Raw genomic sequence first — 12,584 nt, forward strand, 5'->3', positions numbered from 1 at the left:
ACCGGGCTGTCGGGGGAGTGGGGGGGAGCCGTGGGTGGACGGTGAGGGTGCGTCGGTCGTCATTTCGGTGGCCGCTGTGGTCATCAGTGTGCTGTCGCTCTATGTGGCGCGGCGGAAGGACCGGCGGGACGCGCTGCTCAAGTTGCATGAGTCGCTGATCAGCCCTGAGCTGCAGCACGGCAGGCGGACGGTGTTTCTGATGCGGGAGCGGGGGGTGCGGGTGGAGGAGTTGAGCGGGGAGGAGTATGCCGTCGTCAACCGGGCGCTCGCGGCCTTCGACGTCGTCGGGCTGTACTGCCACAAGGGGTATGTGAGCGAGAAGGACGTCCTTGAGCTGTGGGCGGTACCGCTGGTGCGGCTGAAGTACGCGGGCGGGGCGTTTCTCGAGTACCGGGACGCGCAGGTGGCGGGGATGCCGACCTGGCCGCGCTTCCGGCAACTGGCGGAGCATGCGGAGGCGTATCTGCGGGCGCGGGGTATCGATGTCGCCCGGCTCATGGGGTCCGCGCCGGGCGTGCCGGAGAGTTGTAGCGAGCCGTCGTAGCGCGGCAGTCGTCAGGTGCACACCGTGTTCGGCTTCGGGGTGCGGCCCGTCAGGAGGTAGTCGTTGACCGCCTTCTGGACGCACTTGTTCTTGCTGTCGTACGCGCCGTGGCCCTGGCCCTTGTAGGTGAGTTCGACGGCGACGCCCTTGCCGAGGGCGTCGACCATGGCGCGGGCGCCCTCGTAGGGGGTCGCGGGGTCGCCGGTGTTGCCGACGACGAGGATGGGGGCGGAGCCGGGGGCGTGGACGTCGGGGTGGTCGGCGGCGCCGGGGACGGCCCAGTCGGTGCAGCCGGCCATGCCCCAGGCGAGGTAGTCGCCGAAGACGGGGGAGGCCCCGCGGAAGTCGGGGAGCTTGGACTGGATGTAGGCCGGGGTGTAACGGGGCTTCTCGTCCGAGCAGTTGATGGCGATGTTGGCCGGGGTGATGTTGCTGTACTCCCCGTTCTCCGACCGCCCGTTCATCGAGTCGGACAACAGCATCAGGACCCTGCCGTCCCCGTCGTACGCCTGCTCCAGACCCTCGGTGAGGTACTCCCAGAAGTCCTTGGAGTACAGCGACTGCGCGATGCCGTTGGTCGCCGCGGTCTGCGTCAACTGGCGTGGATAGATACCGGGGATGGGCTTCTTCTCCAGGTCCTTCAGCAGCTTGGCGATACGGTTCTTCACATCGTCCGCCGTGTCCCCGAGGGGGCAGTCCTCGACCTTGGACGTGCAGTCCTCGGCGAAGTTGTCCAGCGCGAGCTGGAACCCCCGCGCCTGGCTGAGCGCCCCCTGCTCCGGCGTCTGGGTGGGGTCCACCACCGCGTCGAACACCGCCCGCCCCACGTGCTTCGGGAACAAGTGCGCGTACACACCGCCGAGTTCGGTCCCGTAGGAGATGCCGAAGTAGTGCAGCTTGGCGTCACCGAGCACCTGACGCATCAGGTCCATGTCGCGGGCCGCGTCCGTGGTGCGCACATGGGGCAGGATCTTCTTGGACCGCTGCTCGCACGCGTCGTTGAACTTCTCGGTGCGGGCGATGAGTTGCTTCTGCTCGGCGGTGTTCTCGGGCGTCGCGTCCTGCTGGAAGAACGTGTCGAGCTGGGAGTCGCTCTCGCACAGCACCGGCGCGCTGCGGCCGACCCCGCGCGGGTCGAAGCTGACCAGGTCGTACCGGGTGCGCAGGGCCGCGTAGTCCTCGCCGAACGCGGGCAGCGTGGTGACACCGCTGCCGCCGGGGCCGCCGAAGTTGAATACCAGCGAGCCGATCCGGTCCTTCGCCGGTCCGTCGGCCTTGGCGCGGATCAGGGCGATGCCGATGGTGTCGCCCTTGGGCTTGGCCCAGTCCAGCGGGGCCAGCATGGTTGCGCACTGCCACTTCGCGCCGCCGGGCAGCGGGGACGGCGACGGGCCGCCGCCCTCCGCCTCGGACGGGGCCGGACAGTCCTTCCACTGAAGCTTCTGCTTCGTCAGATCCCCGTGCCCCGACCCGCCGCAGCCGGCCAGCAGGGCGGCCATCAGCACGGCACTGGTCGTCAGGGCGGCGGCGCGCGGCCGGGAAGGGTTCGGCATACAGCCATCCTCACGGCGCGCCCGCGACTCCGCGCGGGGCACGGGCCGTAAGGAGTACGGGGGCGACAGCCCCTACGGGACCCCGTCAGGGTGCGCAGACAGGCCCGGCGTCCCCTGGCGACGGCCCCTCCGGGTCCCGTAGGGGCGCGCCAGCCGGACCGACGCCCCTGGCAACAGCCCCTACGGGACCCCGTAAGGGCCCACCGCCCAAATCCCCGCCCCCTACAGCGCTCCCTTACGGGTCAGGTGGTTGAACGCCAGCCACCCCGGCAGCACCGGCAGCCACAGCGTCAGCAGCCGGAACAGCAGCACCGCCGGCGCCGCCACCTCCTTGGGCAGCCCGACCGCGATCAGACCCACGGTCAGCGTCGCCTCCACGGCCCCGACCCCGCCCGGCGTCGGCGCGGCGGAGCCGAGCGCGTTGCCCGCGAGGAAGACCACCGCGACGCTGGCGATGCTGATGTGCGCCGACTCGTCGCCGAACGCCCGGATCGACGCGTCCAGGCACATCACGAAGCACCCGGTGAGCAGCAGCATGCCCCCGATGCCGGTGACCAGCTTCTGCGGCCGCTGGAGCACGTCCAGCATGCGCGGCACCACTCCGGCGAACAGGGACCGTACGCGCGTGACGACGAACTTCCGCAGCAGCGGCACCGACGTCACCACCAGCACCAGCACCGCGACCGTCAGCAGACCCGCGATGACCGTCCGGGACGGCGACAGCGACGGCGTCTTCTCGGTGCCGGTGAGGTAGCCGAACGACAGCAGCATCAGGATGTGGCAGCCGAGCCCGAACAACTGCGACGCGCCCACACTCGCCACCGCGAGCCCCGGCCGCACCCCCTGCCGCTGGAGGAACCGCGTGTTCAGCGCGACACCGCCGACCGCCGCCGGAGCGACGATCTTCACGAAGGACCCGGCGACCTGCGCCGCCACCGTCCGCACGAACGGCACCCGCTCCGGCACGAACCCGAGCAGCGCCATCGCGGCGGCCACGTAACTCAGCGCGGAGAACGCCACGGCGGCCGCCACCCAGCCCCACTGGGCCTGCGCGAACAGCTTGCCGAACTCGATGTGGGTGAGCTGGGTGAGCAGGAAGTACGCGCCGATGGCGCCCGCGATGAAGCTGATCAGGGTGCGCGGCCGGATGCGCTCCAGCCGGGCCGGCTCCACCGGTGCCTGCGGCCTGATCCGGAGCACCTGATGCCGGATCTGGGTGAGCAGATCCTCCTCGCGGGCCTCGTCGATCGCCTCGTCGATGGCCCGCTTCTCGGCCCGCTGCTCGGCGCGCACGGTCTTCTTGTCGGGCTTCTCCGGCAGGGCCGCGCCCTCCTCGGAGGCCGCCTCAAGACGGGCCTGCTTGGCCAGCCGCGACGACTCCAGCACCGCCTCCCGCTCCCGCTCCGCGCGCTCCCGGCCCAGCTTGCGCAGGGTGGCGCGGGTGGAGCGGGTCAGCGCGATGGGCTGGAGCATCGGCAGGCAGTCGGCCACCGCGTCCGGCCCGAGCACCGCGACCGCCGTGGCCACGGCCCGCTCGGCGCCGACCCTGAGGCCGAGCGTGGTGAGCATCTGGGCCACGTCCATGCGCAGCAGCAGATCGCCCGCCGCGATCTCCCCGCCGCGCAGCTCGGCGAGGATCACCTTGCCGGAACGATCCACCAGTACCGCGTCGCCCGCGAGCCTGCGGTGCGCGATGCGGCGGGACTGCAGCGCGCGCACCTGGTGCCAGATCTTGTGCAGCAGCTCGTCGGTGATCTCGTCGTCGGCCAGCGAGTCCAGCGTGCGGCCGCCGGTGTGCTCGTAGACGAGGATGACCGCGTCGGGGCCCAGCTCGGAGGTGGCGATCAGCTTGGGGGCGTTGGCGCCGGCCGCGATGGCCGCGTACGCGAGGAGCGCCTCCTGCTCCAGGGCCTGTCTGAGGGACTGGAGGCTGGAGCGGGTGGCGAAGCCGCGCAGGGTGAGGTTGCGCCAGGCCCGGTAGAAGAAGCCCTGGGCCTGCTGCTCCCGGTCGACGACCGTCACGTCCAGCGGCGGGCCGTCCTCCAGGGTGACGAAGTAGCGCCGCCCCCGGTCGCCGTTCTCCGCCTCCGGGCCCTCCTCGCGGACCGCGCTGACCGGGTGGAAGCCGACGTGGCGCAGGCCCGCCATCAGGGTGCGGCCGGTGGGGCGGACGTTGGGGGAGCCGACGGCGTAGAGGGTGCCGTAGGCGATGGTCCAGCCGATGAGCACGGTCAGGATGATCGCGAACGGCGTGGTATAGCCGGTGACCAGCATGGAGAACGCGTCGAGCAGCAGCACGATCCACAGCACCGCGCGCCAGCGGGGTCTGCGCGACATGCCGACGGCCGTCATATAGGCGATGACGGGCGCGAGATAGCCGTGCACCGGGTCGGTCAGCGCGTGGATGTCGCCGGGCGCGGGCTGGGTGAGCGCTTCTTGGATGGAATCGGGCGCCGCGCGGGCGACCCAGAGGTCCGTGGCGAGGGTGACGCCGTGCGCGAGGACCGCCGCGAGCACACCGTCCGCGATGCGCAGCCCGTCGCGTTTGATCAGCCGCTCGATGGCGAAAGCGACCGGGACCAGCAGGATGGCGATGCTGGACACCAGCCCCGCGATCTTGATCAGCAGGTCGGGCGCCTGGCCGGTGCCCTTGTTGATGTCCTGTTCGAGGCCCGAGGTGGTGCCGTGCGCGAACGCGGCGATGGCCAGCAGCAGGGCGATCGCCAGCACGCCCACCAGGAGCCGCATGAGGTCGGAGGGGCGGTGCACGCGCGCGGGGAGCAGCGGTTCGTCGCCCTCGACCTCCTCCAGGACGTCGTCGGAGGGACGCCGGGGGGCGTACGCCCGCGCGGGGGCGTCCCCTTCGCCGCCTTCACGCGCGCGTGGGCCCGCGTTCCCGGCGGGGCCGTGGGAGGCGCCGGGGCGCGCGGACGCGCCGGAGGTGCCCTCCGCGTCGTCGTGCACACCCTGCTTGTTCATGGTCTCTTCTTGGTCTCGTATCACCAGTCACCGCCCGCACGATGGTGGCACGACTGAGGGGCGCGAGGGGGCATCAGGGTGCGGATGGGGGTGCGAAAAGTGCGATGGGGCGGAGTGCGGGCCCGTCCGGACACCCCTGGCCGGCCTCGTCCCATTGTCGTAGGCGTACGGCAGGATGGGGTGGATGAGCGAGCAGAGCCCTGCCGGGGAGGGGCGCCCGGACGAACTTCCGGAGTACGCCGAGCGCGTGCTGGAGGTGGCCGAGCGGATTCCGCCGGGCCGGGTGATGACCTACGGCGACGTCGCGGAGTGGCTGGAGGAGGGCGGGCCGCGCCAGGTGGGCCGGGTGATGGCGCTGTACGGGGGCGCGGTGCCGTGGTGGCGCGTGGTGCGGGCCGACGGCGCGCTGCTGCCCGGCCATGAGCTGCGCGCCCTCGACCGGTACCGGGCCGAGGGCACCCCGCTGAAGCAGGCGTCCCGCAGCGCGGAGGGGCATCTGCCGCGCCTGGACATGAGACGGGCCCGCTGGGACGGGGGTCAGGCGGACCACGGCTGAGCGCCTTCGGCAAGGGGCGCGGCTCACATCCGCTCGTACGGGGGACACCGGGCACGTCCCCGGCATGACGTACGTTCGTGGGGACGGGAACCCCCCGAGGCTTTGTACGCCCTTACGACCACCCCGCACCACCACCAGGACCGGCGAACCACGTGAGCACCACCTCCACCACCGGAGGCCTGCCGCACCCCCAGGGTCGGCAGGCGCCCCGTGGTGCCTATCGGCTGCTCCGCACCCCGCCCGTCCAGGCACCGCCGGCCCGCCCGGACGCCGCCCAGCGCGCGGTGATCGAGCACGACAGCGGCCCGCTGCTCGTCCTCGCGGGACCCGGCACCGGCAAGACCACGACCCTGGTGGAGTCCGTCGCCGCGCGCGTGGCCCGCGGCGGCGACCCCGAACGCATCCTGGTGCTGACCTTCAGCCGCAAGGCCGCCGTCGAACTGCGCGACCGGATGGCCCGGCGCATGGGCGCCGCCCGCGCGCCCCGCGCCACCACCTTCCACTCGTACTGCTACGCCCTGGTCCGCGCCCACCAGGACAGCGACCGCTTCGCCGAGCCGCTGCGGCTGCTCTCCGGCCCCGAGCAGGACGTCACCGTGCGCGAGCTGCTCGCCGGACAGCCCGAGCTGGAGCGGCTCGGCCTCACGCATGTGCGCTGGCCCGACGACCTGCGCGCCTGCCTGACCACGCGCGGCTTCGCCGACGAGGTACGCGCGGTCCTCGCGCGCAGCCGCGAGCTGGGGCTCGAGCCCGGCGCGCTGGACGCCTTCGCGCGCCGCATCGGGCGCCCCGACTGGCGCGCGGCCGCCGCCTTCCTCGCCGAGTACCTCGACGTGATCGACCTCCAGGGCGTCATCGACTACGCCGAACTCGTCCACCGCGCGGTGCTCCTCGCCCACCGCCCCGAGGTCGCCGAGCGCCTCGCCACGTCCTACGACGCCGTGTACGTCGACGAGTACCAGGACACCGACCCCGCGCAGGTGCGGCTGCTGCACGCGCTGGCCGGGGGCGGGCGCACCCTGGTGGCGCTCGGCGACCCCGACCAGTCGATCTACACCTTCCGGGGCGCCGACGTGAACGGCATCCTCGACTTCCCGGCCGCCTTCCCCCGCGCGGACGGCCGCCCCGCGCCCGTCGAGGTGCTGCGCACCACCCGCCGCTCCGGGGCGCACCTGCTGGCCGCGACCCGCCGAATCACCCAGCGCATGCCGCTGTCCCAGCTCCCCGCCGAGAAGCTCCGCGTCCACCGCGAGCCCACGGCGGTCCGCGACGGCGGCCAGGTGGAGGTGTACACCTACCCGACCCCCGGCACCGAGCTGGACAACATCGCCGACATCGTCCGCCGCGCCCACCTGGAGGACGGCATCTCGTGGAACGAGATGGCGATCCTCGTCCGCGCGGGCTCCCTCACCATCCCGACCCTCCGCCGCGCCCTGACGGCGGCCGGGGTCCCCCTGGACATCGACGGCGACGACCTGCCCCTGCGCCACGAACCGGCCGTCGCGCCCCTGCTGACGGCCCTGCGGGCGGTGGCGGAGGCGGAGTCTGCTGAGGAGGCTGAGGCCCCGGAGACTCCCTGGCTGGATGCCGAGACCGCCATAACGCTCCTCTCCTCCCCCCTCGGCGGCATGGACGCGGCCGACCTCCGCCGGCTCGGCCGCGCCCTGCGCGAGGAGGAGCGCGCCGCCGGAGAGGCCCTGCCCGCCCCCTCCGACGTGCTCCTCGCGCGAGCGCTCGCGGAGCCCGAACGGCTCGTCGCGCACGACCCGGCGTACGCGCGCGGGGCGCAACGGCTGGGCGCGCTGCTGCAAAAGGCGCGCGCGTGCCTGGCCGAGGGCGGCACCGCCGAGGAGGCGCTCTGGGCGCTGTGGAACGGCACCCCCTGGCCCAGCAGGCTGGAGCGGTCCGCCCGGCGCGGGGGCGCGGCGGGCCGCAACGCCGACCGCGACCTGGACGCCGTCTGCGCGCTGTTCGCCACCGCCGCCCGCGCGGAGGAGCGCACCGGCGGACGCGGCACCCTGAACTTCCTGGAGGAGATCGACGCGGAGGACATCGCCGCCGACACCCTCACCCGCCGCGCGGTACGTCCCGACGCCGTGCGCCTGATGACCGCGCACCGCTCCAAGGGTCTTGAGTGGCGGCTGGTCGTCGTCGCGGGCGTGCAGGAGGGGCTCTGGCCCGACCTGCGCCGCCGGGGCTCCCTGCTGGAGGCCGACCGGATCGGCCGGGACGGGCTCGCCGAGCCGCTGACCCCGGGCGCCCTGCTCGTGGAGGAGCGCCGGCTGTTCTACGTGGCCGCCACGCGCGCGCGGGACCGTCTCGTCGTCACCGCCGTGAAGGCACCGGCCGACGACGGCGACCAGCCGTCCCGCTTCCTGACCGAGCTGGGCGTCGAGCCCCGCGACGTCACCGGCCGCCCGCGCCGCCCGCTGGCGGTCGCCGCGCTCGTCGCGGAGCTGCGCGCCACCACCGTCGACCCGGACGTCTCGGAGGCCCTGCGGGACGCGGCCGCGCGCCGGCTGGCCCGGCTCGCCGCGCTCGCCGACGAGGACGGCCGCCCGCTGGTGCCCGCCGCCCACCCCGACCGCTGGTGGGGGATGTACGAGCCCACCGCGAGCAAGGTGCCGCTGCGCGACCGGGACCAGCCCGTGGTGCTCTCCGGCAGCGCGCTGGACCAGCTCGCCAACACCTGCGCCCTCCAGTGGTTCCTGGGCCGCGAGGTGAAGGCCGACGCGCCCGCCACGGCCGCCCAGGGCTTCGGCAACGTCGTCCACGTCCTGGCCGACGAGGTCGCCTCCGGCCGTACCCCCGCCGACCTCGACGTCCTGATGGAGCGCCTGGACTCGGTGTGGAACGCGCTCGCCTTCGACGCGCCCTGGAAGTCCGCCCAGGAGAAGGAGACCGCCCGCGCGGCGCTCGAACGGTTCCTGAACTGGCACGTCCTGGACCGCGCCACCCGTACACCCATAGCCAGCGAGCGGGACTTCGACGTGACCCTGGAGGCCGGCGAGTACCAGGTCCGCATCCGGGGCCAGATGGACCGCGTCGAGACGGACGGCGACGGCCGGGCCTACGTCGTGGACTTCAAGACCGGTAAGAACGCGCCCACCGCCGCCGAGGTCGCCCGCCACCCCCAGCTCGCCGTCTACCAGCTCGCGGTGGCCGAGGGCGCGGTGGACGACGCCTTCGACGGCGAGCGCCCGGAGCCCGGCGGCGCGGAACTCGTACAGCTCCGGCAGGGCGCGGCCAAGAAGGACGGCGGCGAGACGCTGCCCAAGGTGCAGGCCCAGGAGCCGCTGGACGGGGAGTGGGTCGGCGACCTGCTGGCCACGGCGGCCGGAAAGGTGCTGGACGAACGGTTCACCCCGACCACCGGCCAGCACTGCGCGCACTGCTCCTTCCGCGCCTCGTGCAGCGCCCGCCCCGAGGGACGGCACGTGGTGGAGTGACCTGCGTCGTGGCGTGATGTGCGGCACCGCGGTACCCCGCTGACCTGCGCTTTCCACAGCCTGCGCGCCCGCTTGTCGGCGGTCGCCGCTAGCCTTCCCCGCATGCCCGCGCACCTCACCGACCCCGAGCAGCTCAAAGAGCTGCTCGGCATCCCGTTCACCCCGGAGCAGACGGCCTGCATCATCGCGCCGCCCGCCCCGCAGGTGATCGTGGCCGGAGCCGGTTCGGGCAAGACCACCGTGATGGCCGCCCGCGTGGTCTGGCTGGTAGGCACCGGCCAGGTCGCCCCCGAGCAGGTGCTCGGCCTGACCTTCACCAACAAGGCGGCCGGCGAACTCGCCGAACGCGTCCGCAAGGCGCTGATCAAGGCCGGGATCACCGACCCGGACGCGATCGACCCGGACAACCCGCCCGGCGAGCCCGTCATCTCGACCTACCACGCCTTCGCCGGGCGCCTGCTCACCGACCACGGCCTGCGCCTCGGCCTGGAGCCCAGCTCCCGGCTGCTCGCGGACGCCACCCGCTTCCAGCTCGCCGCCCGGGTGCTGCGCGAGGCGCCGGGCCCGTACCCGGCGCTGACCCGCTCCTTCGCGGACCTCGTCACCGACCTGCTCGCGCTCGACTCCGAGCTGTCCGAGCACCTGGTCGACCCCGAGGAACTGCGCGTCTGGGACGCCGACCTGCTGACCGCCCTGGACGGGGTGAAACTCAGCAACGCCGACCTGCGCAAGGTCCCCGAGACGCTCGCCGCGCGCGGGGAACTCGCCGGGCTCGTCCAGCGCTACCGGGCCGCCAAACACGCCCGCGACCTGCTCGACTTCGGTGACCAGATCGCCCTGTCGGCCCGCCTCGCCCGCATCCCCGAGGTGGGCCGCCTGCTGCGCGAGGAGTTCCGGGTCGTCCTGCTGGACGAGTACCAGGACACCTCCGTCGCCCAGCGCGTCCTCCTGGCGGGCCTCTTCGGACACGGCACCGGCCACCCCGTCACCGCCGTGGGCGACCCCTGCCAGGCCATTTACGGCTGGCGCGGCGCGTCCGTGGCCAACCTGGACGACTTCCCCGAGCACTTCGCCCGCGCCGACGGCAGCCCCGCCGCCCGGCAGGCGCTCAGCGAGAACCGGCGCAGCGGCGGCCGCCTCCTCGACCTCGCCAACGGCCTCGCCGAGCCCCTGCGCGCCATGCACGCGGGCGTGGAGGCGCTGCGTCCGGCACCCGGCGCCGAACGCGACGGCCTGGTCCGCTGCGCCCTGCTGCCCACTCACGCGGAGGAGATCGACTGGCTGGCCGACTCCCTCGCCCACCTGGTCCGCACCGGCACCCCGCCCGGCGAGATCGCCGTCCTGTGCCGCACCGCGACCGACTTCGCGGAGATCCAGGGCGCGCTGGTCGCCCGTGACGTGCCCGTGGAGGTCGTCGGGCTGTCCGGGCTGCTGCACCTGCCCGAGGTCGCGGACCTGGTCGCCGTCTGCGAGGTGCTCCAGGACCCCGGTGCCAACGCGGCCCTGGTCCGGCTGCTCACCGGCCCGCGCTGGCGCATCGGCCCGCGCGACCTGGCCCTGCTCGGCCGCCGCGCCCGGCTGCTCGTCGCCCACGCGCGCGTGGACGGCGATGGCGACCCCGACCGCAGGCTCGCCGAGGCCGTCGAGGGCGTCGACCCCTCCGAGGTCACCTCGCTGGCGGACGCCCTGGACACCTTCCTGGAGACCTCCTTCGGCAGCGAGGGGTACGACGACGACCTGCCCTTCTCCCCGGACGCGCGCGTGCGCTTCGCCCGCCTCGCCGCCGAACTGCGCGACCTGCGCCGTAGCCTCTCCGACCCGCTGATGGACGTGCTGCACCGGGTGCTCGCCGTCACCGGCCTGGAGGTCGAGCTGTCGGCGTCCCCGCACGCGCTGGCCGCCCGCCGCCGCGAGACCCTGTCCAACTTCCTCGACGTGGCCGCCTCCTTCGCGGCCGGCGACGGCGAGGCCACCCTGCTCGCCTTCCTCGCCTTCCTGCGCACCGCCGCCCAGTACGAGAAGGGCCTCGACAACGCGCTGCCCGGCGGCGAGAACACCGTCAAGGTGCTCACCGCGCACAAGTCCAAGGGGCTGGAGTGGGACGTGGTCGCCGTCCCCGGCCTGGTCAAGGGCACCTTCCCCAGTGCCCAGGGGCGCGAGAAGTGGACCGCGCAGGCCAAGGTGCTCCCGCACGCCCTGCGCGGCGACACCGCCACCCTGCCCGACGTCGGCTCCTGGGACGCCAAGGGCATCAAGGGCTTCCACGAGGCCATGAAGGAGCACCAGCTCACCGAGGAACTCCGCCTCGGGTACGTCACCTTCACCCGCCCCCGCTCCCTCCTGCTCGGCTCCGGCCACTGGTGGGGCCCCAGCCAGAAGAAGCCGCGCGGCCCCTCCGACTTCCTCCAGGCCCTGCACGACCACTGCGCCACCGAGTACGGCGAGACCGAGGTCTGGGCGGACGCCCCCGAGGAGGGCGACGAGAACCCCGCCCTGCACACCGCCGACGCCGACCAGGCATGGCCGCTGCCCCTGGACGCCCTCGCCTTCGAACGCCGCCGCCGGGCCGCCCACACCGTCCGCGCCCACCTCCAGACTCCGCCCACGGCCGCCCCGGTCCCGTACGACGACCCCGAGTGGCCCACCGAGCCCCCGGAGGACGAGGAGCCGTACTTCGAGGACGACTCCGGTGACTGGAGCGCCGCCCTCCCCGTCCCGCACCAGGCGTCCGCCCCCGAGCCGCTCACCCCGGAGGAGGCCCGTGCGGTCGCCTCCTGGGACCGCGACCTCGACGCCCTCGCCGGGGAACTGATGCGCGCCCGGCGCGGTGTCATCGACGTACCGCTGCCCGCCGTTCTCACCGCCACCCAGATGCTCCGGCTGGCCGAGGACCCCGACGGGCTCGCGCAGGAGCTCGCGCGCCCCATGCCGCGCCCCCCGCAGTTGGCCGCGCGCCGGGGCACCCGCTTTCACGCCTGGGTGGAGTCCCGCTACGAGGAGCTGATGCTGCCCCTGCTGGAACCGGACGACCTGCCCGGCACCGACGCCGAGATCGCCGACGAGGCCGACCTCGAAGCCCTCAAGGAAGCCTTCGAGCGCACCGAGTACGCCCGGCGCACGCCGTACCGCGTCGAGGTCCCCGTACAGCTCACCCTCGCCGGACGGGTCGTACGCGGCCGGATCGACGCCGTCTACAAGGACGGCGAGGGCGCGGACGCCACGTACGAGATCCTCGACTGGAAGACCGGCCGCACGCGCGGGGCCGATCCGCTCCAGCTCGCCGTGTACCGGCTGGCCTGGGCCGAGCAGCAGGGCATCCCGCCCGAATCGGTCACGGCCGCGTTCCTGTACGTGCGCACCGGCGAGGTCGACCGTCCGGACCCGCTGCCCGGCCGGGAGGAGCTGGCGCGACTGCTCGAAGGGGAACGAACCGGGGCGACGGGGACGCCCGGGTGTGACGAACCGCCCGCCGAGGATGTCCGTGCGGGCCGATAGGCTCGTGA

At 73.7% G+C, this 12,584-nt stretch carries 6 protein-coding genes; 4 read left to right on the forward strand and 2 right to left on the reverse strand.

Features of this window, described 5'->3' with window-relative positions; genetic code table 11:
* Window positions 1-34: 34 nt before the first annotated feature.
* Window positions 35-544, forward strand: coding sequence for a hypothetical protein (locus tag E5083_RS03105; RefSeq protein WP_135784028.1), 510 nt, complete (start codon window positions 35-37; stop codon window positions 542-544).
* 11 nt (window positions 545-555) lie between these two features.
* Here the strand turns inward: E5083_RS03105 and E5083_RS03110 are convergent, their stop codons facing one another.
* Both E5083_RS03110 and E5083_RS03115 read right to left on the reverse strand, forming a co-directional pair.
* On the reverse strand, window positions 556-2,097 hold the full coding sequence (locus E5083_RS03110; RefSeq protein WP_135784029.1) for an alpha/beta hydrolase: 1,542 nt from the start codon (window positions 2,095-2,097) through the stop codon (window positions 556-558).
* Window positions 2,098-2,319: 222 nt separating this feature from the next.
* Entirely contained in the window at window positions 2,320-5,076 is a 2,757-nt protein-coding gene (locus E5083_RS03115; RefSeq protein WP_135784030.1) for a lysylphosphatidylglycerol synthase transmembrane domain-containing protein, read from the reverse strand.
* 184 nt (window positions 5,077-5,260) lie between these two features.
* On the opposite strand from E5083_RS03115, the gene E5083_RS03120 reads away from it, so the two are divergent.
* From E5083_RS03120 to E5083_RS03130, 3 genes are all read left to right on the forward strand, one after another.
* A complete protein-coding gene (locus E5083_RS03120) occupies window positions 5,261-5,632 on the forward strand; it encodes an MGMT family protein (RefSeq protein ID WP_208753933.1) in 372 nt (123 codons plus the stop codon).
* A gap of 152 nt (window positions 5,633-5,784) precedes the next feature.
* Window positions 5,785-9,081: an ATP-dependent helicase gene (locus E5083_RS03125; RefSeq protein WP_135784032.1), complete on the forward strand. Its 3,297-nt coding sequence runs from the start codon at window positions 5,785-5,787 to the stop codon at window positions 9,079-9,081.
* 102 nt (window positions 9,082-9,183) lie between these two features.
* On the forward strand, window positions 9,184-12,576 hold the full coding sequence (locus E5083_RS03130; protein WP_135784033.1) for an ATP-dependent helicase: 3,393 nt from the start codon (window positions 9,184-9,186) through the stop codon (window positions 12,574-12,576).
* Window positions 12,577-12,584 lie beyond the last annotated feature (8 nt).

This window comes from Streptomyces bauhiniae, assembly GCF_004784475.1.
In the GTDB taxonomy this organism is placed as follows: Bacteria; Actinomycetota; Actinomycetes; order Streptomycetales; family Streptomycetaceae; genus Streptomyces; species Streptomyces seoulensis.

Coding starts and splice junctions, on each gene's coding strand:
- E5083_RS03110 (WP_135784029.1), bottom strand. CDS start 2,097: ATGCCGAACCCTTCCCGGCCGCGCGCCGCCGCCCTGACGACCAGTGCC.
- E5083_RS03115 (WP_135784030.1), bottom strand. CDS start 5,076: ATGAACAAGCAGGGTGTGCACGACGACGCGGAGGGCACCTCCGGCGCG.
- E5083_RS03120 (WP_208753933.1), top strand. CDS start 5,261: ATGAGCGAGCAGAGCCCTGCCGGGGAGGGGCGCCCGGACGAACTTCCG.
- E5083_RS03130 (WP_135784033.1), top strand. CDS start 9,184: ATGCCCGCGCACCTCACCGACCCCGAGCAGCTCAAAGAGCTGCTCGGC.